A 26,734-nucleotide genomic window follows, 5' to 3' on the forward strand; every position below is an offset into this window, starting at 1 on the left:
CTGCCCTTATCGAGATATTTCCGTATATAATGATGACAACCTTCTAATATCTCTACCAATATTTCTATCTACTAAAACTATTTAAAATTAATAATTTTGATATTAATGTTATTCAAATAAAAAATTTTTAAATTCCAATAAAAAAAAGCACATAATACTGAACCTGAAAACAACTTCGCGGTCATAAAGACCTCTACACTACACATTTTGATAATAATTGAACATGCAAAAATTAAAGTTTTTAAGATTTTCGAAAGAAAATATTGTCCTTTTTTTAGCTGTATACCTTGGTTTTTTTCTTAATCTTTCCGTTTACATTGGCCGATACGGCACACAAAATACAAACAACCTCCTCATTGATGTATTATATATTCTAGGTGAAATTGCCGTTAATATTGCTTTTACCTTCTTCTTGCTGCGTTTGCTTTCCTTCTTCGGTTCTCTCTTTTTTAAAATAGTCGCCTCTTTTATTCTCGTCGTCAGTGTCTGTGCTAGTTACTATATTTCGTTTTACGACGTCGTCATTGGTTACGGCATTATTATTTCCACCCTAACTACAGACACCGATTTATCAAAAGAGCTGGTTAGTCCTAATGTCATTATTTGGATTATTGGCTTATCTATTTTGCCATTAGCACTTATTTGGCTATGTAAGAAACCAGAAAAAAATCTCACTAAAGAGCAAAAGAAAAAAATCTGGATAAAAAACACTGTAAAAATGCTTGTGATTGCACTGGCTGTTTTTAGCTATTTAAAAATACTTGATTCAAGACAAAAAGCCTATGAAATCAAAAATAACTTGGATCTGCCAAGTTATAGTGGTGGTTTAAGTTATGCGTATTTACCGACAAATTGGATTATCCCATTATTCCAATATGCAATAACGCAGTATGACGATACCTTTAATAACCAAAATATTTTTGATCCTGCCGATCACTTCACATACCAACCATCAAAGGCTAATGAAGATGTATATGTTGTCTTTATTATTGGTGAAACAGCAAGATGGGATCATATGGGATTATTAGGATATGAGCGTCAAACAAATCCTCTATTAAGCCAAGAAAAAAATCTCGTCGCCTTTAAAGGCATTTCTTGTGATACCGCAACAAAACTTTCATTAAAATGTATGTTTGTACGAGAAAACGGAACAGAAAGTAACGACCAACGTACATTAAAAGAGAACAATATTTTCTCAGTTCTGAAACAGCTAGGTATGACATCAGAGCTCTTTTCAATGCAAAGCGAATTGTGGTTTTACAATAAGCTTGATTTAGATAATTATGCGATGAAAGAGATGATGACAGCCAAAAACAGCAACTTTGGTAAAGAGCTTGATGATACTTTATTAATTGCTGAAACGGCGAATGCGGTTTCTCAGCATCCAAAAGGAAATCATTTAGTGATTTTACACACTAAAGGCTCTCACTTTATGTATTCACAGCGTTACCCAGAATCATTCAAAAAATACCAACCTGAATGTTTAAATGTGGATGATGAGTGTACTAAAGAGCAGTTAGTGAATGCTTATGACAACTCTATTCTTTATACCGACTATTTTATTGATGGCATACTCAACACATTACGCGATAAAAAAGCCATTGTATTTTATACCTCCGATCACGGAGAATCTATTTCGGAAAAAGGTGGCTTACACGGCACACCAAAAGAAATTGCTCCACCGGAACAATTTAAAGTGCCTTTCTTAGTTTGGATGTCGGATAGCTATTTAGCCGAGCCTGAAAATAAACAGTTATTTGATAACCTAAAGCGTAATCAAGATGCAGAGCGCACGTTCTACCATCATAATATTTTTGATTCGATGCTAGGTTGCTTGGGTTATTCCTCTCCAGATGGCGGTATTAATAATCAAAATAACCTCTGTTTTGGCGATATGCCATCAACCCAAAATTAAATTTTCGTAATAACCAATAGACAAAACCCCATGCTCAATATTAAACATGGGGTTTTTTATTATCATAAGTATATATATTGTTTTATTGTTTTATTGTTTTATTTTTCTATTTTTAAATCTTTCATTTTTAGCTTTACGACTCCATCCCAGTTGTCAATATAATATTGACATTCATAACATCCTAATTCTGCGGCCTTCTTATAATAAAATCTTGCTTTTTCAAAATTTAACGGTATATCACGCCCTAAAAAATATTTAGTACCTACTGCTTGATAACCACCATAATACCCCGCATCGCCTGCTTGATGAAATAATGCCATTGCCTTTTCAATATTACTTTTATTATCATACATATAACCTAAATTTACGGCTGTGGCCCCATATAATTATCTTGTCTATCAATAGAGCGTTGATAATATTTTTCAGCTTCTGCACTATTTCCACTTTGCTGGTAAATAACTGAAACCATCCAATTAGCTTCACTATTACCATTATCTGCAAGTTTTATTAAATTATAAAATTCATCTTTTGTATTTGGCATTTTTATGCTGGATGATGCTAGAAAATCGGGCTCATGAGAATAAACTTTATCAGGGACAAGAATATCAGCCATTGTGTTTCCACTTAACATAATTGCCGTACTAAAAAAATGATTTTAATCCATCTATTTTTCATAACCATATATCATCACTATTAAGTAAGGTATTATTCTATTGAGAAGAAATATGTGTATTAAATACGATATCGGAAATTTCAGTATGACGGCCATCATTCCATATAACAGAGCTCGTTAATAAAAATTGATTGCCATTTTCATCTATAATTCCATTATTCTCATATATTAAGTTTATAGCTTCTATACCTGAACACTCAATTCAACTAACTCATCAATATCTGTTTCTCCATTAATATTCTTATCTACCCATAGATTTAGAGAAGACCAGATTACATCATTATTATCAATTCTATTATCTTGATTGTTATCATACTGAGATAATGCATCAAATCCATGTTTTGCATAGCCTCCTAATATATTAGGGGTATTATTACCAAACATTTCATTACCATTATCTATAATAACATTTTCATTTTTATCAAATACAAGACTTTCCTATTATTTCATTTCTTTCTATAAGACTAAAATCCTTTCCAACATTATTACCCATTTAATAATCCATTATAAAAATAGTGATATAAAAACATGACACTATAATTTATATATTTATTTTTATATAAAAATAAAACCGCACTTAATATTTAATTTAAGTGCAGTTCATTTTATCTTTTTAATACATTTTTAATTATTGATTAAAACTGGCATCAGTATAAAGTTTAGTGGCTTGAATATCTTTTACTGTTTTCGCACCACCTAACATCATATTAATTCTTAATTCTTTATTTAAATGTTGGATAACTGAATTGACCCCTTCAGCACCACCTAAATTTAAGCCATAAAGAATTGGACGACCAATCGCAACCACATCAGCACCACTTGCAAGGGCTTTAAATACGTGTGAGCCACGACGTACACCACTGTCAAAAACAATAGGAACACGTTTGTTTACGACTTTTGCAATGGCAGGCAACATATCAATCGTTGCTGGAGCACTGTCTAATTGACGACCACCGTGGTTAGAAACCCAAATCGCATCGGCACCTGCTTTAATGGCAACATCTGCATCTTCAGGTGATTCAATACCTTTTACAATCACCGGTAAGCCAGACATTTTTTTCACATACTGAATATCTTCTGGTGTGAAGGCTTGTTTTGCTTGAGCATAAATTTCACTGATACCCACACCTTTACCTGTCTTAGATTTATCATCGCTAATTTTTGCGAATGCTTCTAAGTTGGCAAAACCTAATGGAAATTGGAAATTATTTTTCACATCATCTTCACGATAGCCACCAACCGAAGAGTCGATAGTCATAATGATACCTTTAGCGCCATACTGTTTCGCTTGAGATAAAATATACTCGTTAAAGGCATCATTTTTGCTCATATAGAGCTGGAAGAAGAACGGATAACCTGGTTGAGCATCAGCCACTTCTTTGATGGTTTTATTCCCATAAGTACTTAATGAGAAAAGAGAACCCGCTTTCGCCATACCTCTTGCTGTGGCAACTTCGCCTTGTTGATGAGCAAGCCCTTGAGCTGCCATCGGTGCCTGAATAATAGGCGTATCTAATTTAATACCCAAAAATTCTGTTTTTAGATTTATATCAGAAAATTCGATGCCTTGTAATGAACGGGGCATAATATATTTTTTATCAAATGCTGTCGTATTTGAACGTAAGTTATTTTCGTCTTCTGCACCACCACGAATATAACCAAAAGCCCCTTTTTCCATATTCGCCTGAACTTGTGCTTCCATGGCTTTTAAGTTAACTATTTTAATTGGGCCTTCTGCTGTACTCGCTTTATATTCAGCCGCTTGTGCAACACCTACGCTTAATGCCATCGCAATAGCGGTTGTTTTTAATAGTTTGTTTTTCATTTCTGATCCATTTATTTATTTAATTAGGGACTTATATCTATAATTTAATAAATTTAAATTTTCATTAAATTATATTTACCGAAAAATAATATAAGCCCTATTTTTAGGAAAAACTTAAATTAATCGATTACTTTTTTGTTAATGTGTTATAACTAGTCATAAGATTACGATAATCTGGAATATGGTTAGCAAACAGTGTGCCTAATCCTTCGACATCATTACGCCAATCACGGTGCAATTCACAAGCCAAACCAAACCAGTTAATCAATTGAGCACCAGCTTTTGACATTCTATCCCACGCAGAGTCACGAGCAATGGAATTGAAAGTACCGGAAGCATCAGTGACAACAAACACTTCAAAACCTTCTTCAAGTGCTGATAATGCAGGGAATGCGACACAAACCTCAGTCACAACACCAGCAATAATTAGTTGTTTTTTACCTGTCGCTTTAACGGCTTTGACAAAGTCTTCATTATCCCAAGCATTAATTTGTCCAGGGCGGGCTATATAAGGGGCATCAGGAAACATTTCGACGAGTTGAGGCATTAGAGGACCATTAGGGCCGTCTTCAAAAGAGGTGGTTAAAATGGTAGGCAAATTAAAGTATTTAGCAGCATTGGCTAACGCTAATACATTATTATTGAATTTATCTGGCTCAATATCTCTCACTAAAGAAAGTAACCCAGCTTGATGGTCTACCAACAGAACAGCGGCATTATTCTTATCAATACGATGATATTTAAAGCTCATAATAATCTCCGATAGTTTAATAGAGGTAAGACTCAATTAAATCATAGCACCAAATTTATATAACAATACTCAGATAATTTTAAATTTACATTTGAATGCATTTATTAATAATAAATAATCGATTGTAAACTTTAATTTTAATTAAATATCACGATATTTAATTAACTGCTTATTTATATAAATTTATTCGTTTCGTTGAAAAGAATTATAAGTGCAATCATTCTTAAATGAATCTAAAGATTATTGTTTTAACTATTCAAAAATTTTGTTGATGTTTTGGGGCAGGAAAAAGAGATAAAAAAACCCCCGCGGGCGGGGGTGAGATAAGCGCAACTAAAAGGTCTCTAACTTACTATCAGGAGATGGATCATTCATTAATGACGATTACGGACAATTTGATAGCGACGAGTTAAATACTCAACAGGTACGCTCCAAATATGGACTAATCGACAGAATGGGAATAATAAGAAAATCGTCATTCCTAAGAAGATATGCAATTTAAATACCCATGCAACACCTTCAAGGTTTGCTGAAGCGCCACCGTGGAATGTCACAATAGATTGTGCCCAAGCCACCAGCTTCATCATTTCACTACCGTCCATATGTTGGGCTGAGAATGGAATAGTCAGCAGACCTAATGCCACTTGAATAACCAGTAGCGTTAAAATCATGATGTCACCAAATGAAGATGTGGCTCTTACACGTGGGTTGGTTAAACGGCGTTTTAATAACATCACGCCTCCCACCAGCATTAGCACACCACAAGTACCTCCACCTACCATGGCCATAATTTGTTTATATTCAATAGGCAAGAATGATTCATACATCCAGTGAGGCGTTAACATACCTAAAAAATGCCCTGCAAAAATACCGATGATCCCAACGTGGAATAAGTTAGAAGCCAATCGCATATTTTTCTTGTCTAGCATCTGACTAGAGCCTGCACGCCAAGTGTATTGCCCATAATCATAGCGTAACCAGCTACCGATAATAAAAACGGCACCAGCAATATAGGGGTAGATATCAAAAAATAACATATTGATGTAATTCATTTTTGTGCTCCCGTATCCAACGAATTCCCTACATTGAGATATTGAACTGCGGTTTCTTGTGCAAAGCGACGCTGATGTTGGCTAATATTGCTACTGCCACATTGCGTACCTTCGCCAAGAAACGTCACTTGTTCTTCTTCCCACACCGCATCTAACGCAGCTGGTGTATCATCCAAAGGCTCTTTTTCTACTTGAGCAGTGAGTTGTGATGCTTCTAGCCCACTTTGCGAAAGACAAAGTAATACATCAAAGAGAGCGTGATAATCACTGCTTCGTTGTTTTAAACGCTCACCTAACAGTGCCAAAATAGGTGCAATGTTGTTTAGTCCTTCAATACACTCTGTTGTAGGTAAAAGTGTTAAATACTCAAGGTAAGTAGGTAAATAGTCAGGGAGCTCACGGCTACTTAGTGTGATCCCCGCTTGCTGATATTGATTGAGCAGATCAACCATTGCCTGACCACGATCGCGAGATTCACCATGTACATGTTCAAATAACAACAGTGATCGTGCTCGACCTCTATCAAAAAGCTCACTGTAGTTAGATTGCGCATCTAATAACTCTTGTTGCGTTAAAGCGTGAATAAAGGCCATCAATTTTGCAACTTGAGTCACAGGAAGCTCGTCGGCTTCCTGTAATGCGTCAATAAGCTCGCCACGGTTATCCCACAATTCTTGTGTGGGATAATCTAAAAGATGAGAAATAACTTTCAGAGAGATCATCATATTTTCTCCTCTGAACGACGTTCATCCTGAGGTGTTTTTGAAGTGATATCAATCGCATCAATGCGATGACTATTAAACAAATTAAATTTGCTATCACTACTATGGCAACCATCACCAAAACTAAAACCACAACCATTACGTTCTGGGAAAGCTTCTCTTGCAAGTTCTCGATGGCTTGATGGAATAACAAAGCGATCTTCATAATTTGCAATGGCAAGATAACGGTACATCTCTTGTGCCTGTGCTTCAGTCAAACCAACTTGCTCTAATGCACTTAAATCAGTTTTTCCTTCTACGGTTTCAGCACGTTTGTAATGACGCATCGCTAACATGCGTTTTAGTGCTAATAACACAGGTGCAGTATCCCCAGCTGTCAGTAAATTTGCTAAATACTGAACTGGAATACGTAAGCTTTCTACATCAGGCAAAACACCTGTATGTGGTAACACACCCGCATCAGCAGCAGATTGAATAGGTGACAAAGGTGGTACATACCAAACCATTGGTAAGGTGCGATATTCCGGATGCAGTGGTAATGCCAACTTCCAATCCACTGCCATTTTGTACACAGGTGAACGCTGTGCTGCATCAATCACACTGAACGGAATACCTTGTTCTTCTGCGGCTGCAATCACTTCAGGATCGAAGGGATCTAAGAAGATATCTAACTGGCTTTGGTATAAATCTTTTTCATTATCCGCACTGGCAGCTTGTGAGATTTTATCTGCGTCATACAGCATTACACCCAGATAACGAATACGACCTACACAAGTTTCTGAACACAGTGTTGGCTGACCGGCTTCAATACGTGGATAGCAGAAAATACATTTTTCTGACTTACCGCTTTTCCAGTTGAAATAGATTTTTTTGTATGGGCATCCGGTTAAACACATGCGCCATCCACGGCATTTATCTTGGTCGATAAGCACAATGCCGTCTTCAGCTCGTTTATAAATCGCGCCACTTGGACAAGTCGCCACACAAGCAGGATTTAAGCAGTGTTCACATAAACGTGGTAAATACATCATGAATGTATTTTCAAACTGCCCATACATCTCTTTTTGCATATTAGCGAAGTTTTTATCCGCAGCTCGTTTGCTAAATTCGCCCCCTAAATCATCTTCCCAGTTTGGGCCTTTTTCGATTTTAGTCATACGTTGACCGGTGATCAGCGAACGAGGGCGTGCCGTCGGTAATGAGCCTTCTGGTGCATTTTTTAAATGCTCGTAGTCATAATCAAATGGCTCATAGTAATCGTCCAATGCTGGGACATCTGGGTTAGCAAAAATTTTAGATAATAAACCAACACGGTTACCCATTCTTGGTACTAATTTACCTTTAATATTTTTGATCCAGCCGCCTTTCCACTTCTCTTGATCTTCCCAATTTTGTGGATACCCTATACCCGGTTTTGTTTCAACGTTATTGAACCATGCGTATTCAACACCTTCACGGCTAGTCCATACGTTTTTACAGGTTACTGAACAGGTATGGCAACCGATACATTTGTCGAGGTTGAGTACCATACCGACTTGTGAACGAATTTTCATTATGCCTTCTCCTGTCCATTCAGGGTCTGTTGATAAGCATCACCTTCACCATCAAGCCAATCAATCTGTTTCATTTTACGCACTACAACAAACTCATCACGGTTAGAGCCAACAGTACCGTAGTAATTAAAGCTATAAGCCAATTGAGCGTATCCACCAATCATATGGGTTGGCTTAGGGCAAACACGCGTCACAGAGTTGTGAATACCACCACGCATTCCAGTCACTTCAGAGCCTGGTAGGTTTATTTGACGCTCTTGTGCGTGATACATGTAAATCATGCCATCAGGAATACGTTGACTAACAATCGCTCTTGCAGTTAACGCACCATTACTGTTGTACGCTTCAACCCAATCGTTATCGCTAATTCCCATCTCTTTGGCATCATCTTCACTCAGCCACACTACAGGGCCACCACGGCCTAGCGTTAACATCAGTAAATTATCGCTATAGGTCGAGTGAATACCCCATTTTTGGTGAGGCGTCAGAAAGTTCAGCGCTTTCTCAGGGAAGCCATTTGGTTTTTTACCTTTAACCGCATCAATTGCCTTAGTATCAATTGGTGGGCGATAAACCACTAAGCTTTCACCGTAAGCACGCATCCACTCATGATCTTGATATAACTGCTGACGGCCACTTAATGTGCGCCAAGGGATCATCTCGTGAACATTGGTATAACAGGCGTTATAAGAGACATGTTCATCTTCAAGACCAGACCATGTAGGGCTTGAGATAATCTTACGGGGTTGAGCAACAATATCGCGGAAACGAATTTTTTCGTCTTCTTTCACTTTGGCTAAGTGAGTGTGATCACGCCCTGTCACTTTACTTAGTGCATCCCACGCTTTTACAGCCACTTGACCGTTAGTTTCCGGCGCTAAAGAGAGGATAACTTCAGCTGCATCAATGGCTGTTTCAATCGCTGGACGCCCTTTTGCTACACCATCATGACGAACTCGATTAAGTTTTTTCAGGAAATCGACTTCTGTTTGTGTATTCCAACTGATCCCTTTACCGCCATTACCTAATTTGTCCATCAGAGGGCCAAGTGAGGTAAAGCGAGCATAAGTATTTGGATAATCACGCTCAACAGGAATAAGGTGTGGTGCTGTTTTACCTGGGATAAGGTCACATTCACCTTTTTTCCAATCTTTCACATCGAAAGGCTGTGCCATTTCTGCCGCGGAGTCATGTTGAATAGGTAATGTCACTAAATCAGTTTCAATCCCTAAATGACCTACACACAATTTAGAGAAGGTTTTAGCGATACCTTTATAGATTTCCCAGTCTGTTTTAGACTCCCAAGCAGGATCAACGGCTGCCGTTAATGGGTGAATAAAGGGATGCATATCCGACGTATTCATATCGTCTTTTTCATACCATGTTGCGGTTGGTAAAACGATATCTGAGAAAAGGCAGGTACTTGACATACGGAAGTCTAAAGTCACCACTAAATCAACTTTACCTTCACCACCTTTATCTTGCCATTCCACTTCTTGTGGCTTAACTTGGCCTTGCTCGCCTAAATCTTTACCTTGTAATCCGTTTTCGGTTCCCAGTAAGTATTTCAGTAAATACTCATGTCCTTTACCCGCCGAACCTAATAAGTTAGAGCGCCAGATAAATAAATTACGTGGGAAGTTTTGTGGATTATCAGGTTGCTCTGAAGCAAAACGGATTTCACCTGATTTCAATGCATTAACGGTGTAATCAGCAGCACTAACGCCCGCCTCTTGGGCTTTTTTCGCAATAGACAGAGGGTTTAAATTTAATTGAGGTGCCGATGGTAACCACCCCATGCGCTCTGAACGTACGTTCATATCAACCAAACTACCACTAAAGCGCGATTTATCCGCTAACGGTGATAATAACTCTGTTGGTGATACAGTTTCGTAACGCCACTGACTGGAATGATTATAAAAGAACGATGTACTGTTCATATGTCGAGGTGGACGTTGCCAATCAAGACCAAAAGCTAAAGGCAACCAGCCTGTTTGTGGCCGCAATTTTTCTTGTCCTACATAGTGTGCCCAACCACCACCACTTTGACCGACACAACCACAGAAAATTAGCATATTAATAATGCCACGATAGGTCATATCCATGTGATACCAGTGGTTAATACCCGCACCGACAATCACCATAGAACGACCATGTGTTTTTTCTGCGTTATCTGCAAATTCACGCGCAATACGGGTAATATCTTGGCGGTTTACCCCCGTAACTTTTTCTGCCCATGCTGGTGAATATGCTTTGATCTCATCGTAATTTGATGCGCAGTTTTCATCATTTAGGCCACGATCAATACCGTAGTTTGCTAATAACAAGTCATAGACAGTTGTAACGTATTTTTCTTCGCCATTCGCAAGTGTAATACGCTTAGCAGGCAGTTTATGAACAAGAACATCATCAAGAGCTACCCCTTCAAAGTATTCGCTCTTGATGCCACCAAAGTAAGGAAATGCAACATCAACAACATCATCGTGGCTCTCTAAAAGCCCCAGTTGTAAAGTGACGTCTTCGCCACTCTTACCGTCTTTAGGCTCAAGATTCCATTTAGCAGCGCCTTCCCAACGAAAGCCCATTGAACCTTGAGGAGCAACCAGTTGCTGTGTTTTCTCATCAATAGCAATGGTTTTCCACTCTGGGTTTTTCTCCTGTTCGAGATTGTTCACTAAATCAGAAGCACGTAGCATGCGACCCGCAACTAAATTGCCAGAGTCATGTTTATCTAACATCACTAACATTGGCATGTCTGTGTAAGTGCGCACGTAGTTACTAAAGTATTCAGTTTGGCGTTTAACGTGGAATTCGTTAAGAATAACGTGTCCCATCGCCATTGCCATTGCGCTGTCAGTACCTTGTTTTGGATTTAACCATTGGTCACATAGTTTAGCGATTTCAGCATAATCAGGGGTGACCGCAACGGTTTTTGTTCCTTTGTAGCGGACTTCCGTAAAGAAGTGGGCATCTGGTGTACGCGTTTGCGGTACGTTAGAGCCCCATGCAATTAGGTAAGAAGAGTTATACCAGTCCGCCGATTCAGGAACGTCTGTTTGCTCTCCCCATGTCATTGGCGATGCTGGTGGTAAATCGCAATACCAATCATAGAAACTTAAACATGCCCCACCAATAAGAGATAAATAACGCGCACCCGCAGCGTATGACACCATCGACATAGCCGGAATTGGCGAAAAGCCGATAATACGATCAGGGCCATACTCTTTAGCTGTAAACACGTTAGAAGCGGCAATAATTTCATTCACTTCAGACCATGAAGAGCGAACAAAACCACCACGTCCACGTGCTTGCTTATAGCTTTTCGTTTTTTCTGGAGAGCTAATGATTGAAGCCCAAGCATCGACAGGATCACTGTGTTGTACTTTGGCTTCACGCCATAATTTAATTAAGCGTTTACGCACCATGGGATATTTAACGCGGTTTGCGCTGTATAAATACCATGAATAACTTGCGCCACGAGGGCAACCACGAGGTTCATGATCCGGTAAATCAGGGCGTGTGCGTGGGTAATCCGTTTGTTGGGTTTCCCAAGTTACTAACCCATTTTTGACATAAATTTTCCAGCTACATGAACCTGTACAGTTAACACCATGAGTGGAACGAACAATTTTGTCATGTTGCCAGCGACTACGATAACCATCTTCCCAGTCACGATTAACATTTAATTCTTGGCCATGATCCTTTGAAAAGGTATCGCCAAGCTGTTTAAAATAGCGGAATCTATCGAGAAACTTACTCATCAGATACTCTCCCAATGCGCGCGAGCGCTCTCACATTGCGTATAATTCGTCATTATTGTTTATTGTGTTTACGTCCATAGACCAACCAAGTGATCAAGACGCAGGCGATATAAAATAGAACAAAGATTTTCATGGCTCCGGCCGGCGAGCCGGTCATCGCAAGCGATGTACCGAAGGCTTTAGGAATAAAGAAGCCACCAATTGCACCAATTGCAGAGATAAAACCCAGCGCTGCTGCACTTTCTGTTACTGCTTCTTTTTGAGCTGCTTCATCTGAAGCACCTTGTGCTTTCATACGATCAACAGTGATTTTTCTAAATACCACCGCAATCATTTGGAATGTAGAGCCACTCCCTAAACCGGCGGTTAAAAACAGCACCATAAAGACGCCATAGAACGCAATAAATGAACCACCAGCACCGTTTTCAGGTAGTGTTAAGAAGAGTAGAGCAGAGAAAATTGCCATGATGACAAAGTTAATTAGCGTGACTCGAATGCCTCCAAATTTATCAGACAATGCTCCACCCACAGGGCGAGCTAAGGCGCCTAATAAAGGTCCAAAAAAGGCATAATGTAAAATAACGATATCTGGGAATTGGGTTTTAGATAACATCGCAAAACCCGCTGAAAAGCCGATAAATGAACCAAAAGAACACAGATATAAAACACTTAATAACCAGAGGTGACCTCGTTTTAAAACAGGTAATTGCTGGCTTAAAGAGGCTTTATTAGCCGCAAGGTCGTTCATACCAAACCATGCCGCAAATGTCAGAATAAGTAAGAAAGGAACCCAGATCCACGCAGCATTTTCTAACCATAAACGTGAACCATCTGGCTGAACAACACCCGGACCACTAAACATTGCAAAAACGCCAACACCAATCACTAATGGTGCGACTAATTGCATAACGCTAACCCCCAGATTACCTAATCCACCATTTAATCCTAATGCCCCACCTTGACGTGCTTTAGGGAAGAAAAAGCTGATGTTTGCCATACTGGATGCAAAATTTGCTCCAGCAAAACCACATAACAGTGAGATAGCAATAAAGGTTGCGTAAGATGTTGTTGTATCTTGCACCGCAAAACCCAGCCAGAGACAAGGAATAATCAAAAATACGGTACTGATTGCCGTCCAACGACGACCACCAAAAATAGGAATAACAAAGGAATAAGGAACACGTAAAATAGCACCCGACACTGAAGGTAGTGCGGTCAGCATAAATAACTGATCTGTGGTAAAGTTAAAACCTACTTTGTTCAAATTTACTGCAACTGCACTAAAAAGCATCCATACGCAGAATGATAAGAGTAAACAAGGAACGGAAATCCATAAATTGCGTGAAGCGATCTTTTGACCAGTCTTTTCCCAAAAAGCTTTATCTTCAGGATGCCAATCTTCGATCACCCCTTTTCTCATTTTTTTTGGGTGTTGAGTGAGTGCCATAACAACCTCGATTAACGGTTAGATTGGCACCTTTTTACGATTAGAATTGTTAATAAGTCATGATCTGTATCAAGCAAACATTTGTTTGATTTTTAAGCTAAAGTAGCTATTTACACCTAAGTGTTAATAGGGTTACTCCTGATTTATCATTATAAATGATAAGGTTAAATAAAAAGTACAATAATTTAGAGATGAAATTATCCCTACCTGATATTTAGAGGTAATACTTTAGTAGTATATGACATTTGATCCCTTTTTAAGGCAAGATAGCAACGGAATAAACTTGGAAAAAAACGATGAGCACGCATAAAATCCAATGGCACTACCGTTTTTCAATTATTAATCAGATAGCGATATTAATGTTACTTTTCACTCTATTGGGTGTGGTAGGAATGGCAATTTCTAACCATATTATTTTGAGTGTACAAGGTAACGCGCACGCGATTAATAAGTCAGGATCATTGCGTATGCAGAGCTATCGCTTGCTATCTGCTTTACCATTAGATGAACAACATCGTTATTACCTTCATGAATTAGAAACCGATTTAGACAGCAATGAGTTACTTCAAGTCCTGAGTAATGCCTCGTTACAATCACAATATGCCCAGTTAAATACGTATTGGAAGGAAACCTTAAAACCAACCTTGCTCTATGCACAACAACAAAATGATGCAAAACAAGAGGTTGCTCTGTTTGTTTCTCAATTAGACAAACTAGTATTAAGCATAGATCAGTTAACAGAACAAAAAATAAGGCTGGTGGCTTACACTCAGCTTATATTTACCGCACTCACACTCTTACTGTTATTTGGCTCCGTCTGGCATTTCCGCCGCCGTTTATTGCATCCTTGGCAACAATTAATGCAAATGGCGAATTCAATTGGTCATGGTAATTTTTCAGCCCGCTTCCACCAACGAGCACATCATGATGAAATTGCAACATTAGGTATTGCACTCAATACCATGTCAGAAGAGCTTTCAACGCTGTATAGCGAATTAGAAAAAAGAGTGATAGAAAAAACGCACGACTTACAACAGAAAAATAAAGTACTCTCTTACCTTTATCATTCAAGCCAGCAATTACATTCCCCAGCCCCTCTTTGCGCTCGATTAAGACAGATACTATTTGAACTTCAACAAATTATTCCTGATGCCTATTCTCAGATACGTTTGTATGAAGATAATCATCACACGTTGTTTAATGAAGTCAGTTTAGAACCGCACTCACGTCCCGAGCATTGCCCAGATCAACAATGTGAGCGCTGTGATGAAACAGCCTCAGCGACTATTCCATTGCGCAGTGAACTATTGCATTGGGAATTAGCTGATCAGATCCATCGTTATGGATTATTTGTTATGCAGTTACCTGAACATACAGTCCTGACTGATGAACAGAATAATTTAATGTTATTACTGACAAAACAAATCTCTGCCATGCTGGCAATGGAACAACAAAATGAGCAACAACAACAGCTTTTACTCATGGATGAGCGCTCAGCTATTGCCCGTGAATTACATGATTCCATCGCACAATCACTTTCATGTTTAAAAATGCAAGTCAGTTATTTGCAAATGCAGTCAGAAACCTTACCGGATAATTGCCAAAAATTACTTAAAGAGATGCGGGAAGAGCTTAACGTGGCTTATCGTCAGCTAAGAGAATTGTTAACTACGTTTCGTTTAAAACTTACTGAGCCGGGATTATTGGCAGCATTAGAAAGTACACTGAATGAATTTAATCAGCGCCTTGGGTTTGCTATTAATTTTGACTATCAATTACCGGCAAAGTGCGTGAATTCACATCAGAGTATTCATGTGGTCCAAATTGTACGTGAGGCATTGAATAATATATTACAACATGCCAATGCCAATTGGGCTGAGGTCTCTTTGTCTCTTGATAATGGCATTATTGAACTAAAAATTAACGATAATGGTGAAGGGATTAGTCCTAACCCTGAAAAATTAAATCACTATGGACTTATTATTATGCGTGAACGCGCAAATAGCCTAAATGGCTCTTATACTATAAAAGTACGTGAACAGGGCGGTACTCAAGTGCTTGTTAAATTTCCATTAATCACTACTCATAAAGACCCTGTCTAACATGGAGCAAGTCGTAATGAATAACATGGGATCACCCACAGAAAAAGCGACAATTTTACTCATTGATGATCACCCAATGTTACGCAATGGCGTAAAGCAACTCTTAAGTCTTGATACAACATTAACTGTCGTTGGGGAAGCCGGTGATGGTATTCAAGGCGTAAAACTCGCTGAAGAATTAGATCCTGATTTAATTTTGCTGGATCTGAATATGCCAGGAATGAATGGTTTTGAAACGCTTGATCAGTTGAGATTAAAGTCATTATCAGGAAGGATCGTTGTGTTTAGTGTATCAAACTACAGCGATGATTTAGTGATAGCGTTAAAACGTGGTGCTGATGGTTATCTTTTAAAAGATATGGAGCCTGAAGAATTGCTTGCGGCACTTAAACAGGCGGCTGCCGGAAAAATGGTTGTCAGTCCTGCATTAACGCCTATTTTAGCTGAATCATTACGTGAAGATCGTACTGGAGGTGAGCGTGATATAGAACAACTCACCCCCCGTGAACGTGATATTTTAAAACTAATAGCGCAAGGGCTATCCAATAAAATGATCGCACGTAAACTTGATATCACAGAAAGTACGGTCAAAGTACACGTTAAACATTTACTGAAAAAGATGAAGCTAAAATCTCGCGTTGAAGTTGCCGTCTGGGTTCATCAACAACGTGTCGATTAATCAAAATTAGGGACAATGGGCTGATGAGAACTCATCAGCTCAACTAACTCTTTCGCCCCTTTTTGTAACGACTCTCCTTTTAGCCACATGGCATGAATAGGCAATCGCAATTCATTCTTCGTATTTTTAAACTGAAGTTGCTTTAATTTACCTTTTTGCAATTGAGTATAAATCAACGAATACGGTAAATTTCCCCAGCCCATTCCCGCTTCAACCATACCTAATGCCATTTGAAAACTATCCGTTTGCCAATAATTTGTCGCTACTAATGAACGCTCATCTCTCAACTCTTTGGTATGGCTTGCTATCATAATTTGGCGAACATTCACTAAATCCTCAATAAATACGCCAGAAGGATGTGCTAATGCAATATGACTTGCGGATATCGTTGCGACCAATGACTCAGAGCCAAGATATTGAAACTGTTCATCACCATTCACATACAATCCCCCATAAACTAGGCTCAATTGAATTTTATGCGAATGCAACATCTCAATAATGTCATCTTGTGCCGCGGTTATCACATTCACATTAAGTAATGGATAACGTTGCGTTAATTCAGATAATGCAGGCAATAAATAATCAGGATTAATATCAGCTGCAACACCAATATTTAAGACACTTTCGAGGTCCATTGAAAGTTCTTGCGCATGCACTTGTAACAATTTTAATTGTTCTGCGATCATTCTGGCATGAGGTTCAAGTGCTTTGGCTTTTTCGGTTGGCTGAGGCTCTCGTGATGAACGTTCAAAAAGTGCATAACCTAATTCAGCCTCCATATTGGCAATCGCCATACTGACCGCAGAGGGAACGCGTTTTAATGAACGTGCTGCCGCAGAGAAAGATCCCTTATCCATCACGGCTAAAAATATCGCAATATGTTCACTTGAAAACTGCATGTTCGCTCCTGATGTTTCAGTAAAATTGATACTAGCTGACTTTTTCTGTCATTCTTGCTGATTTATCTTACGATGCTTAACAACACTAATCCACAGAAAAAGAGAGCACAATGCAAGGTATCAAACGAAAAATTGTCTACGTGACAGCTTATGAGATTTTTGGGTGGGTTATTTCATCTGTCGGGCTTGCTCTTTTGGCTGATAGCTCAACAGCAGTAACTGGCCCATTAGCACTAGTGATAACAACAATCGCGGTGAGTTGGAATTTCGTTTATAACTGTATGTTTGAATTTTGGGAGAGTCGGCAGATTTCAAGAATTCGAACTTTTAGACGCCGTCTTATACATGCAATTGGATTTCAGCTAACACTGGTACTCTATTTAATCCCGTTAATTGCATGGTGGCTGAATGTTTCGTTATGGCAAGCATTAGTCATGGATTTTGCACTGATCATCATTATCCCTTGTTATACTTTCGTTTATAACTGGGTATTTGACAAAGTGTTTGGTTTACCGAAATCTGCATTACCTGAAAATGCGCCTGTAGCCTAAACGACACGCGAATTGAAAAGAGTGATCTCAATTAAGATCACTCTTTAACAGGATAGATATCCTCTAATGCAAATTGCTCAATACCGCCTTCTAACTCACAACGACCTAAACCAATATTTTTATCATCAGCCGTTGTTCTTTTGAGTAACTTACCCGTTACTTGAGAAAGCTGAGTATCTAATTCAACAACACGATAATATTCTTTCATATAGCTCTCTTCACCTAGCGCCATATAAACTAAAAATTCATCACCTATTTTAATGTTCATCTCGTTTCTATTTGCTCTTAAGGGTTAATCTAATGATGATAGATTAGTTTAGTCTAACGAAAGATAATAATAGAAAAATTGACTCACTCGATATTACATAAAGTTAATTTATTAACTTCCAACTCATCATAATGATGCTGATCAGAATAAAAGACAGTGTTAAGTATTGGAAAAAACGCTCTGATAAATACACTAAAAAGTAACGTGCTAGCGGAATAGAAAGCAATGAGCCTAAACAGAGAATAAGTGCGGTATGTACATCGGTATAGCCACCAGCACTATAAGCGATAGCTGAGCCACCCGAAAGAATAGTTGTAATAAAAATAGAGGTACCAATCGCCTCTTTAATTCCCATTTGTGCAAAACGCATTAATACAGGCAATACTACCAATCCACCCCCTACTCCCGTTGCTCCAAGTACAAACCCTGCACTCATTCCTGGTATAAATAAAGAAGAAAAAGTGACAGATGAAGGTGGTGACAAGGAAATTAAAGGATCTGAAATTGCTGATCTTCTTATCATTCGCTGTAAAAACAAGATCAATGAAAACACGATGGCAACAATCATTAAAATATTAATACCAGATTCAACACGATCGTAATATTGAGGTTGCGATCCTAACCATGTCACCCCATAACTCGCTAAAAAAGTTGCAGGAAACATAATCGTCAAAATTAATAATGCGGGTTTTAATGGAATATTTCCTAAACGAAAATGGATATAAGAAGACGAAAGTTTCATTAGCATCGACAGCAAATTAGCCGTTGCCACAGCTGCTAATGCATTCATACCAAAAAGATAAATAAGAACAGGCAATAAAATAACGCCTCCACCAACTCCGGTCGTTGTAATAACTAACCCTATTGCAGCGCCAATAAGCAGTTGTGAGACGAGTAACATCTTATTTCCTTTTGCTGATAATTTAGCGAGCCTAGATTATAGGCAAAATAACTTATAACAAAAAGGAATTAAATATAACAAATAGATATATAAATAAAGTTATTATAAAAAAGCCCTTTAATACGATATTTACTCATATCAAAGGGCTAATATTAAAAACAGGTATTATTTTTATTAATCAAGGCATTAATTCTTTGATACCCTTAATTTATTTCAGCCAAAATGGCTTCTGCTGAAAAGTAATCACCTGTTTTAGCTTTTTGCTGTAATACCCCATCACGAGATGCGACCACCTGAACTTCCATTTTCATCGCTTCCATAATAGCGATAACATCGCCTTCTTTGACTTTATCACCATCAGATAAGATCCAGCTATGTAATACGCCAGAGATTGGCGCTATCACCGCTTTTTCATTCTCTTCTTTCTCATGATTAGCACTAATGGCCGTTGGTATTACCGTAGAGAGTGATAGTAATTGAGCTGGTAAAGCGAGTTCATGACGACGGCCATCAATTTCAATAAAGGTACGAACGAGTTCTTCATTTTTTACAGGTGTACTTCGAGGGAAATAAGTATTTTTTGCCTGAAAATCAGTTTCAATCCAACGGGTATGCACTTTAAAATCTTCAGTAAAATCGGTATGTTCCATCATTTCGCAATGGAAAGGCAATACACTTGCCACACCTTCTATTTTAAATTCAGATAATGCGCGACGAGCGCGAGAAATTGCTTGTTCACGAGTTGCGCCCGTCACTATCAGTTTGGCCATCATTGAATCGAATTGACGTGAAACCTGATTATTTTCAGCAACCCCACTATCAACTCGTACGCCTGGACCTGAAGGCTCAGAAAAATGTGTAATTAAACCTGGTGTAGGTAAAAAACCTTTTGTGGGATCTTCCGCATTGATCCTAAATTCAAAAGAGTGACCACGTGGAACGGGGGTTTTATCAATACTTAATGGCAAACCTTCAGCGATACGTAACTGCTCGATAACTAAATCAATACCTGCGGTTTCTTCTGTAACTGGATGCTCTACTTGTAAACGTGTATTTACTTCCAAAAATGAGATAGTCCCATTGGCGCTTAATAAAAACTCAACAGTACCAGCCCCTACATAGCCCGCTTTAGCACAAATATCGCTAGCTGACTGATGAATACGTTGACGCTGTTCATCATTCAAATAAGGTGCTGGTGCTTCTTCAATCAGCTTTTGATTACGACGTTGTAGCGAACAATCTCGCGTTCCGACAACAACAACATTGCCGAATTTATCTGCGATAATTTGCGCCTCAATATGGCGAGGTTTATCTAAGAATTGTTCAACGTAACATTCACCTCGACCAAAAGCGGTGACTGCTTCTCGTACCGCGGAATGATAGAGTTCTTCAATTTCTTCCATTTTGTGGGCAATTTTTAAGCCTCGCCCACCACCACCAAAAGCGGCTTTAATCGCAACTGGCAAACCATATTGCTTAGCAAAATCTAATACTTCTTTGGCATCATTAACGGGATCAGCAGTACCATTAACTAAAGGAGCACCGACTGACTGTGCAATTTTGCGCGCCTTCACTTTATCGCCAAGTACCTCAATCGTTTCAGGATTTGGTCCTACCCAAATAAATCCGGCTTCTTGTACTGCTTTTGCAAAATCCGCACGCTCTGAAAGAAAACCATAGCCTGGATGGATCATTGTCGCTTTAGCTTTATGAGCAATATCAATAATTTTGTTGATATCTAAATAGCTTTCTTTCGGTAAATTTCCATTAAGTCCATAAGCTTCATCAGCAAGGCGAACATGTAACGCGTCGATATCATCATTCGCATAAATAGCAATTGAAGTGGCACCATGATCCTGACAAGCACGAATGATACGAACGGCGATTTCGCCTCGGTTTGCAATAAGTACTCGATGCTTCACTCGTTGTTTTTGGTTAATTGTTGTCATGAGTGGCATTCTCCTATCAATATTCTTGAAATTCGGTAATTGGATTAAAACGAATTTTAGCGTTAACAGGGATCTGCCCTGCGAGTGGTAAGTGATATTCAGCAACAGCACCAATAACAGGATAGCCCCCCGTTAATGGGTGATCGTTTAGAAACAAAACAGGCTGGCCATTAATTGGTACTTGTATTGCACCAATACAGGTGCCTTCACTTGATAATTCTTGCTGTTGCTCACGCACAAGAGGCGTTTCGCCCAATAAACGTAAACCAATACGATTAGACTGAGGTGTCACTTGCCATAATTGAGACGTTAATGTTTTTATAGCTTCAGTTGTAAACCAGTCCGTACGAGGTCCTAAAACAACATCAAGTGTAACGATATCCCCTTGTTTTGGCAGTGCTAATGTGGGTTGTTCCTCAACAATAACGCTGTTTGATCTGCTTTCGTTATTAAGGTGAAGAACATCGCCTTCTTGCAGAGCACTAGGTCCAATTTGTGCCAAGGTATCAAAAGCATGACTACCTAACACTTTTGGTAATTTAAACCCACCTCTCACGGCAAGATAGCTACGTACACCCGTTTTTGGCATACCTAAGATAATTTCATCGCCACAGCGAATATCAATAGGTTGATAACCTGACAGAGATCCACTTTCACCCGACTCATGTTTTAGTAAAATAGAACAATCAGCCCCAGTTAAGGCAATAACACAATCTTGTCGTGCTTTAAGTGTTAATCCACCTTGAGTTATCTCAAGTGCAACGAAGGTTGTTGGATTACCCACTAAACGATTAGCCGCATGTAAAGCGGGTTTATCAAGTGCGCCTGAAGCGGAAACCCCCATTGATGCAGCACCAATTCGTCCTTCATCTTGAAATAATGTCTGTAACCCTGCCGAAATGACATATAAGCCTTTATCATTTAATGAGAGCGAAGAAGAAACTACTGTTGATTTTTTTTCTGGTAGTGAAACTGTTATTGGTGCTTTTTGTGCGTCAATAAAGTGCACTTCATTTCCTGGCAATAAAAAGGCGGGTTGTTCGCGGGAAAGATCCCACATTTTTATTTCCGTAGTTCCAATTAACTGCCAACCGCCGGGGCTTTGTTGTGGATATATACCACTAAACTCACCCGCTAATCCTACTGATCCTGCCGGAATTCGCGTACGAGGTGTTTTACGACGAGGTACATAGAGCTGGGTTTCATCTGTAATCAGATAAGCAAAGCCCGGTGCGAAACCGGTGAATGCAACTTGATAATTTTGTTCGGTATGTCTGCGGATCACGTCATTTGTGGTTATACCTAATAACTCAGCCACTTCACTAAGATCTTCCCCTTGGTAATGAACTGGGATAACTAATGATTGTGTTTGACGTGCTGACACCGTTTTGACTTCTAATTGTCGAAGCTGAAAAACAAGCTCTTCAGCCGTGATCAGCCACGGCGTATAGTGAATTAAGAGAGTTTTCGCTGCAGGCACAATATCTTGAATAGCAGCAATATCCGCTTGTTTAACGGATTCATATAATGCGAGTGTCTCTTTTAAAGAGGAGAGTTCGACAAGTAAATGAGATAAGTTAACGGGTAAAAAGCGCAAAGTATCTTCCTCCCTTATACGTGATAAGCCGCATCGGGCACATCAGTAATAAACATATGCCCCGGAGCATGGCTGAGTGCAAAAGGAACACCAGAACGCATCACTGCCGCTTGTGGTGTAACACCGCAAGCCCAGAATACGGGGATTTCACCTTCTTCAATTCTCACTGGTGAACCAAAATCTGGTGACATAATATCTTTAATACCCAGAGCATCAGGCGAACCAATATGTACAGGAGCACCATGTACCGAAGGAAAGCGACCACTGATCATTACTGCATCAGCAACTCTATCCGAAGGAATAGGACGCATTGAAACGACTAACTCGCCTTCTAATCGCCCAGCTGGACGACATAAGCGATTGGTTTTATACATCGGAACATTACAGTTATCCGTAATGTGTCGAATTTCAATACCCGCTTCTAGCATTGGTGTTTCAAAAGTGAAACTACAGCCAATAAGAAATGTCACGAGATCGGGGTATTGTGCCCAAATGGCTGTAGCATCTGTAATTTCATCCGTTAATTTGCCATTTTCCCAAACACGATAAAGAGGAATGTCAGTACGCAGATCGGCGTCTTTCGCGAGAACAGTACGATAACTACCTGATCCACAAACATCTAATATGGGGCAACTTTTAGGGTTACGCTGTGCATAAAGTAAGAAGTCGAATGCCCAATCACGAGGTAAACTAATCATATTAGCTTGTGTCATTCCTTTCGCCATACCTGCTGTTGGTATAGCTAAACCATGACGAATTGCTAATCGAGCCTCTTGTGCTTTGGCGATTGCATCAGCAGTTGCTTTCATTAAATTTGTCATATTTACCCCTCACTTTTCAGTAAAGCAGGCGCAAATGGTTTAATTACAACACCGTGATTTATTAAAGTTTCTTTTACGCTTTTGGCTAAATTGACTGCATCAGGACTATCACCATGGACACAAATAGAATCTGCATCTATAGCAGTAAAAATACCTTCTATAGACTCAACACCACCTTCTTGTACAAGCTGCAACATACGTTGCGCAACACGTTCCGGATCATGTAAAACAGCCCCCTCTTTTTTACGAGAAACCAGAGTACCATCAGCGTGATAAGCTCTATCTGCAAAGGCTTCAGCTATTACACTAAGCCCTTTTTCTTTTGCAAGTGTAATCAAAGGTGATCCTGCTAAAGCAACTAATACCATTTGAGGATCTACAGCAAGTATTGCCTCAATAACAGCAAGTGCTTGACGTTTATCATGGGCAATTGTGTTATAAAGTGCACCATGAGGCTTAACATAAGTCACACTCGCACCAATAGTTTTGGCTAATCCTTGCAAAGCACCAATTTGATAAATTACATCAGCGGTTAATTCATCACTGGCAATATCCATATTACGACGGCCAAAGCCCACTAAATCAGGATAGGCAACATGAGCTCCAATCGCGACATTATGTAGTTTTGCCGCTTTTAATGTTCTTAAAATTCCATCAGGGGAGCCCGCATGAAAACCACAGGCAATATTGGCACTACTGACTATTTCAAGTACTGCATCATCATTGCCCATTGTCCATTGACCAAAGCTTTCACCTAAATCGCTGTTTAAATCGATGGTATTTATCATTGTTATTATTCCTTTAAGCAATCTTGAGGTAGTTGAAAATTGCACCTACTGACATGATGCCCATATACCAAGTCAGCACACAGACTAAAATGCCTGACCATAACAACCATGCGGGGTATTTATAACCATTCATTAAGTCTTGGCGACGCCATGCAACAAAAATAAACAGTGTCATACCAATAGGTAAAATCAGACCATTAAAACCACCGGCAAAGACTAATAAAGCAGCAGGCGCTGTACCCATCATCATATAAATAGCTAATGAAACAGCAATAAAGATAATGGTTGCGATATTACGTTGGCGTTCTGTGATCCCTTTTTTAAACACAGTGATAAATGACATAGAGGTGTAAGCAGCACCAATAACACTAGTGAGAGCAGCCGCCCATAAGATAAGACCAAAGATACGTAACCCTGTTAAACCCGCAGCATGTTGAAATGCTTGTGAAGCAGGGTTTGCAGCATGGCTAGAAATATCTAATGTTACGCCACTAGCCACAACACCTAAAATGGCAAGGAATAAAATGTAGCGCATCAATCCAACAACTAAGATACCTTTTGTTGCAGCGCTCGATACCGCTTCAATATTCTCAATGCCCGTCGTCCCCTTATCAAGAAGGCGATGAGCACCCGCATAACAGATATAACCCCCTACTGTTCCACCAACTATCGTGGTAATTGTGGCAAAGTTAATAGAGTCTGGTAAAACCGTTTGTCTTAATGCTTCACCAATAGGAGGGTTAGAAGCAAACATGACAAAAACAGTCAGTAAGATCATGACCATACCAAGAATGATAATCATACGATCAATAAAGTTACTGGCTTTGCGTGAAGAAAAAATATAGATCGCAAGTAATGCACTTAAGATCCCACCCCATTTAGGATCTAGTCCAACCATCGCATTAAGCCCTAATCCTGCACCTGCAATATTACCGACGTTAAAAACTAAACCACCGAAGATAACTAATATCGCTAGCAAATAGCCACTTCCCGGGATAGCTTTGTTGGCAATATCTGAAGCGCGCATATTGGTTACCGTGATCACTCGCCAAATACTTTGTTGCACAATAAAATCAATCACGATCGACGCTAAGATCCCAAATGCAAATGCAGCACCCATTGTCGCCGTGAAGGTTGCTGTTTGTGTAATAAAACCGGGGCCAATGGCCGAAGTTGCCATTAAAAAAATAGCGGCAATGAGAGAAGAACGTCTACTTTTTATAAACGTAGTTGAAGCTGTATTTGCAGAATCTTGTGTAGCCATAAGCTACCCCCTTTATCATCATTATTTTAATTATTATTACTAAGGCAATTTGCATGCCATTGTTGAGCACGAATACATGATTGTTAATCAACTGATATTAAATTGTTGAACAATTAATAATAATAGATGAATAAATAAGCAAATAGATTTAAATATGAGATGATAAAAGTGCAAAGAAGATCGCATTTTTAACATTTTATTGACAATTTGAGGTAATTTATTCGTATTAAAAATGCACGGGAATGAGGCATAAAAAGATAAGATGCACAAAAACAGTGCATTTAAATAAAGATAAATAAATTTGAGTCTTAAAAATTGATAAAGAAAAAATCAATTATTTTTAATAAAAAGAAACAGAAAGCGATATTGTAGAGAGTGATAAGTGCAACATACAGTGACAATAGAGGTTATATATTGTAAGGCTCACTGATAGAATAGGCGTTTCTATTGAGCTAATAGCAGAAGATAATGCAGAAAAAAACATCGCCACAAATTCTTTCTCAAAAAGTCGCCAATATTATTCGGCAAAAAATCACTATAGGAGAATTACCTCCTGGTGAAAGGCTTTCAGAAACCGCATTAAGTGAAACGCTAGAGATATCTCGTAATACCTTGAGAGAGGTTTTTCGTGTACTCACTCAAGAAGGACTATTAACTTATAAACCTAATCGTGGCGTTTTTGTTTCAGTGCCAGATATGGCCTCTATTATGGATATTTATCGTGTAAGGCGGCTAATTGAATGTGATGCATTACGACATTCTTATCCTATGCACCCTGCCATTATTAGAATGCAAGATAGTGTTAATCAAGCAAAAAAATTTCAAGAGCAACAAGATTGGAGTGGTGTAGGAACCTGTAATATGCATTTTCATACCGCTATCGCTGAGCTTTCTGATAGCCCCAGATTATTTAAACAATATCAGCTTATTTTAGCTGAATTACGTTTAGCATTTGGTTTGTTAAATGATCCTCAATTGCTACATGCGCCTTATATTGAAAAAAATGAACAGATTTTAATGCTGTTAATGGATGGAAAAGCACAAGAAGCGGCAATAGCAATGGAAGACTATTTGGAAATTTCAGAAAGAACAGTGCTCGCGGCGTTCTCCCGCCATAATTTTTGTTAATTATTCAATTAATAGTAGAAATAAAAATGCCCTATATTGGGGCATCTGAATAACGTGTTTTCTCATTATTATGAGATTTAAAAACACT

At 38.9% G+C, this 26,734-nt stretch carries 23 protein-coding genes; 5 read left to right on the forward strand and 18 right to left on the reverse strand.

Features of this window, described 5'->3' with window-relative positions; genetic code table 11:
• Positions 1-223: 223 nt before the first annotated feature.
• Positions 224-1,915 (forward strand): kdo(2)-lipid A phosphoethanolamine 7''-transferase, encoded by a 1,692-nt coding sequence (gene eptB / locus JEP40_RS15870; RefSeq protein ID WP_198624338.1) that lies wholly within the window; start codon positions 224-226, stop codon positions 1,913-1,915.
• Positions 1,916-2,013: 98 nt separating this feature from the next.
• On the opposite strand, the gene JEP40_RS15875 is transcribed toward eptB, so the two are convergent.
• The 10 genes from JEP40_RS15875 to JEP40_RS15920 all read right to left on the reverse strand — a co-directional run bounded on the left by JEP40_RS15875 (position 2,014) and on the right by JEP40_RS15920 (position 13,699).
• On the reverse strand, positions 2,014-2,268 hold the full coding sequence (locus JEP40_RS15875) for an SEL1-like repeat protein (protein ID WP_198624339.1): 255 nt from the start codon (positions 2,266-2,268) through the stop codon (positions 2,014-2,016).
• A gap of 11 nt (positions 2,269-2,279) precedes the next feature.
• Positions 2,280-2,528: a hypothetical protein gene (locus tag JEP40_RS15880; RefSeq protein ID WP_198624340.1), complete on the reverse strand. Its 249-nt coding sequence runs from the start codon at positions 2,526-2,528 to the stop codon at positions 2,280-2,282.
• Between the two features lie 243 nt (positions 2,529-2,771).
• The gene (locus tag JEP40_RS15885) at positions 2,772-2,972 is read right to left on the reverse strand and encodes a hypothetical protein (protein ID WP_198624341.1); all 201 of its coding nucleotides are present in this window, start codon (positions 2,970-2,972) and stop codon (positions 2,772-2,774) included.
• 244 nt (positions 2,973-3,216) lie between these two features.
• A complete protein-coding gene (locus JEP40_RS15890) occupies positions 3,217-4,413 on the reverse strand; it encodes a lactate oxidase (RefSeq protein ID WP_198624342.1) in 1,197 nt (398 codons plus the stop codon).
• A 127-nt stretch (positions 4,414-4,540) separates the two neighbouring features.
• A complete protein-coding gene (gene ycaC / locus JEP40_RS15895) occupies positions 4,541-5,164 on the reverse strand; it encodes an isochorismate family cysteine hydrolase YcaC (RefSeq protein ID WP_198624343.1) in 624 nt (207 codons plus the stop codon).
• Positions 5,165-5,538: 374 nt separating this feature from the next.
• Entirely contained in the window at positions 5,539-6,216 is a 678-nt protein-coding gene (gene narI, locus JEP40_RS15900) for a respiratory nitrate reductase subunit gamma (RefSeq protein ID WP_109409196.1), read from the reverse strand.
• Positions 6,213-6,938, reverse strand: a complete 726-nt coding sequence (gene narJ, locus JEP40_RS15905; RefSeq protein ID WP_198624356.1) for a nitrate reductase molybdenum cofactor assembly chaperone — start codon at positions 6,936-6,938, stop codon at positions 6,213-6,215. The genes narI and narJ overlap by 4 nt, the downstream gene beginning before the upstream one ends.
• Positions 6,938-8,491: a nitrate reductase subunit beta gene (gene narH / locus JEP40_RS15910; RefSeq protein ID WP_198624344.1), complete on the reverse strand. Its 1,554-nt coding sequence runs from the start codon at positions 8,489-8,491 to the stop codon at positions 6,938-6,940. The genes narJ and narH overlap by 1 nt, the downstream gene beginning before the upstream one ends.
• Positions 8,491-12,252, reverse strand: coding sequence for a nitrate reductase subunit alpha (locus JEP40_RS15915; RefSeq protein ID WP_198624345.1), 3,762 nt, complete (start codon positions 12,250-12,252; stop codon positions 8,491-8,493). The genes narH and JEP40_RS15915 overlap by 1 nt, the downstream gene beginning before the upstream one ends.
• A gap of 52 nt (positions 12,253-12,304) precedes the next feature.
• Entirely contained in the window at positions 12,305-13,699 is a 1,395-nt protein-coding gene (locus JEP40_RS15920; RefSeq protein ID WP_198624346.1) for a NarK family nitrate/nitrite MFS transporter, read from the reverse strand.
• Positions 13,700-13,995: 296 nt separating this feature from the next.
• Here JEP40_RS15920 and narX point away from each other — a divergent pair, with 296 nt between their 5' ends.
• On the forward strand, positions 13,996-15,801 hold the full coding sequence (gene narX, locus JEP40_RS15925) for a nitrate/nitrite two-component system sensor histidine kinase NarX (RefSeq protein WP_198624347.1): 1,806 nt from the start codon (positions 13,996-13,998) through the stop codon (positions 15,799-15,801).
• Positions 15,802-15,826: 25 nt separating this feature from the next.
• Positions 15,827-16,480, forward strand: coding sequence for a two-component system response regulator NarL (gene narL, locus JEP40_RS15930; RefSeq protein ID WP_198624357.1), 654 nt, complete (start codon positions 15,827-15,829; stop codon positions 16,478-16,480).
• On the opposite strand, the gene JEP40_RS15935 is transcribed toward narL, so the two are convergent.
• The gene (locus tag JEP40_RS15935) at positions 16,477-17,379 is read right to left on the reverse strand and encodes a LysR family transcriptional regulator (protein WP_196554890.1); all 903 of its coding nucleotides are present in this window, start codon (positions 17,377-17,379) and stop codon (positions 16,477-16,479) included. The genes narL and JEP40_RS15935 overlap by 4 nt on opposite strands.
• A 110-nt stretch (positions 17,380-17,489) precedes the next feature.
• On the opposite strand from JEP40_RS15935, the gene JEP40_RS15940 reads away from it, so the two are divergent.
• The gene (locus JEP40_RS15940) at positions 17,490-17,930 is read left to right on the forward strand and encodes a PACE efflux transporter (protein ID WP_198624348.1); all 441 of its coding nucleotides are present in this window, start codon (positions 17,490-17,492) and stop codon (positions 17,928-17,930) included.
• A gap of 37 nt (positions 17,931-17,967) precedes the next feature.
• Here the strand turns inward: JEP40_RS15940 and JEP40_RS15945 are convergent, their stop codons facing one another.
• From JEP40_RS15945 to JEP40_RS15975, 7 genes are all read right to left on the reverse strand, one after another.
• Positions 17,968-18,198 (reverse strand): hypothetical protein, encoded by a 231-nt coding sequence (locus JEP40_RS15945; protein ID WP_072063842.1) that lies wholly within the window; start codon positions 18,196-18,198, stop codon positions 17,968-17,970.
• Between the two features lie 103 nt (positions 18,199-18,301).
• Complete coding sequence (locus JEP40_RS15950) at positions 18,302-19,099, reverse strand: sulfite exporter TauE/SafE family protein (RefSeq protein ID WP_198624349.1); 798 nt, start codon at positions 19,097-19,099, stop codon at positions 18,302-18,304.
• Between the two features lie 203 nt (positions 19,100-19,302).
• Positions 19,303-21,048 carry an acetyl/propionyl/methylcrotonyl-CoA carboxylase subunit alpha gene (locus JEP40_RS15955; protein ID WP_198624350.1) on the reverse strand — a complete coding sequence of 582 codons (1,746 nt, stop codon included), beginning with the start codon at positions 21,046-21,048 and terminating at the stop codon, positions 19,303-19,305.
• Positions 21,049-21,064: 16 nt separating this feature from the next.
• A complete protein-coding gene (locus JEP40_RS15960) occupies positions 21,065-22,645 on the reverse strand; it encodes a 5-oxoprolinase/urea amidolyase family protein (RefSeq protein WP_198624351.1) in 1,581 nt (526 codons plus the stop codon).
• 14 nt (positions 22,646-22,659) lie between these two features.
• Entirely contained in the window at positions 22,660-23,466 is an 807-nt protein-coding gene (locus JEP40_RS15965; RefSeq protein ID WP_198624352.1) for a putative hydro-lyase, read from the reverse strand.
• 2 nt (positions 23,467-23,468) lie between these two features.
• Positions 23,469-24,254: a LamB/YcsF family protein gene (locus JEP40_RS15970; RefSeq protein ID WP_198624353.1), complete on the reverse strand. Its 786-nt coding sequence runs from the start codon at positions 24,252-24,254 to the stop codon at positions 23,469-23,471.
• Positions 24,255-24,267: 13 nt separating this feature from the next.
• Positions 24,268-25,518 (reverse strand): NRAMP family divalent metal transporter, encoded by a 1,251-nt coding sequence (locus tag JEP40_RS15975; RefSeq protein WP_198624354.1) that lies wholly within the window; start codon positions 25,516-25,518, stop codon positions 24,268-24,270.
• A gap of 468 nt (positions 25,519-25,986) precedes the next feature.
• Between JEP40_RS15975 and JEP40_RS15980 the strand changes: the two genes are divergently transcribed.
• Positions 25,987-26,646: a GntR family transcriptional regulator gene (locus JEP40_RS15980; RefSeq protein ID WP_198624355.1), complete on the forward strand. Its 660-nt coding sequence runs from the start codon at positions 25,987-25,989 to the stop codon at positions 26,644-26,646.
• Positions 26,647-26,734 lie beyond the last annotated feature (88 nt).

This window comes from Proteus vulgaris (genome assembly GCF_016239305.1).
GTDB classification, from domain to species: domain Bacteria; phylum Pseudomonadota; class Gammaproteobacteria; order Enterobacterales; family Enterobacteriaceae; genus Proteus; species Proteus vulgaris_C.

Bases quoted from the DNA above. Each gene is read 5' to 3' on its own strand.
- eptB (WP_198624338.1), top strand. From the start codon at position 224: ATGCAAAAATTAAAGTTTTTAAGATTTTCGAAAGAAAATATTGTCCTT.
- JEP40_RS15875 (WP_198624339.1), bottom strand. From the start codon at position 2,268: ATGTATGATAATAAAAGTAATATTGAAAAGGCAATGGCATTATTTCAT.
- JEP40_RS15880 (WP_198624340.1), bottom strand. From the start codon at position 2,528: ATGGCTGATATTCTTGTCCCTGATAAAGTTTATTCTCATGAGCCCGAT.
- JEP40_RS15885 (WP_198624341.1), bottom strand. From the start codon at position 2,972: ATGTTTGGTAATAATACCCCTAATATATTAGGAGGCTATGCAAAACAT.
- JEP40_RS15890 (WP_198624342.1), bottom strand. From the start codon at position 4,413: ATGAAAAACAAACTATTAAAAACAACCGCTATTGCGATGGCATTAAGC.
- ycaC (WP_198624343.1), bottom strand. From the start codon at position 5,164: ATGAGCTTTAAATATCATCGTATTGATAAGAATAATGCCGCTGTTCTG.
- narI (WP_109409196.1), bottom strand. From the start codon at position 6,216: ATGAATTACATCAATATGTTATTTTTTGATATCTACCCCTATATTGCT.
- narJ (WP_198624356.1), bottom strand. From the start codon at position 6,938: ATGATCTCTCTGAAAGTTATTTCTCATCTTTTAGATTATCCCACACAA.
- narH (WP_198624344.1), bottom strand. From the start codon at position 8,491: ATGAAAATTCGTTCACAAGTCGGTATGGTACTCAACCTCGACAAATGT.
- JEP40_RS15915 (WP_198624345.1), bottom strand. From the start codon at position 12,252: ATGAGTAAGTTTCTCGATAGATTCCGCTATTTTAAACAGCTTGGCGAT.
- JEP40_RS15920 (WP_198624346.1), bottom strand. From the start codon at position 13,699: ATGGCACTCACTCAACACCCAAAAAAAATGAGAAAAGGGGTGATCGAA.
- narX (WP_198624347.1), top strand. From the start codon at position 13,996: ATGAGCACGCATAAAATCCAATGGCACTACCGTTTTTCAATTATTAAT.
- narL (WP_198624357.1), top strand. From the start codon at position 15,827: ATGGGATCACCCACAGAAAAAGCGACAATTTTACTCATTGATGATCAC.
- JEP40_RS15935 (WP_196554890.1), bottom strand. From the start codon at position 17,379: ATGCAGTTTTCAAGTGAACATATTGCGATATTTTTAGCCGTGATGGAT.
- JEP40_RS15940 (WP_198624348.1), top strand. From the start codon at position 17,490: ATGCAAGGTATCAAACGAAAAATTGTCTACGTGACAGCTTATGAGATT.
- JEP40_RS15945 (WP_072063842.1), bottom strand. From the start codon at position 18,198: ATGAACATTAAAATAGGTGATGAATTTTTAGTTTATATGGCGCTAGGT.
- JEP40_RS15950 (WP_198624349.1), bottom strand. From the start codon at position 19,099: ATGTTACTCGTCTCACAACTGCTTATTGGCGCTGCAATAGGGTTAGTT.
- JEP40_RS15955 (WP_198624350.1), bottom strand. From the start codon at position 21,048: ATGACAACAATTAACCAAAAACAACGAGTGAAGCATCGAGTACTTATT.
- JEP40_RS15965 (WP_198624352.1), bottom strand. From the start codon at position 23,466: ATGACAAATTTAATGAAAGCAACTGCTGATGCAATCGCCAAAGCACAA.
- JEP40_RS15970 (WP_198624353.1), bottom strand. From the start codon at position 24,254: ATGATAAATACCATCGATTTAAACAGCGATTTAGGTGAAAGCTTTGGT.
- JEP40_RS15975 (WP_198624354.1), bottom strand. From the start codon at position 25,518: ATGGCTACACAAGATTCTGCAAATACAGCTTCAACTACGTTTATAAAA.
- JEP40_RS15980 (WP_198624355.1), top strand. From the start codon at position 25,987: ATGCAGAAAAAAACATCGCCACAAATTCTTTCTCAAAAAGTCGCCAAT.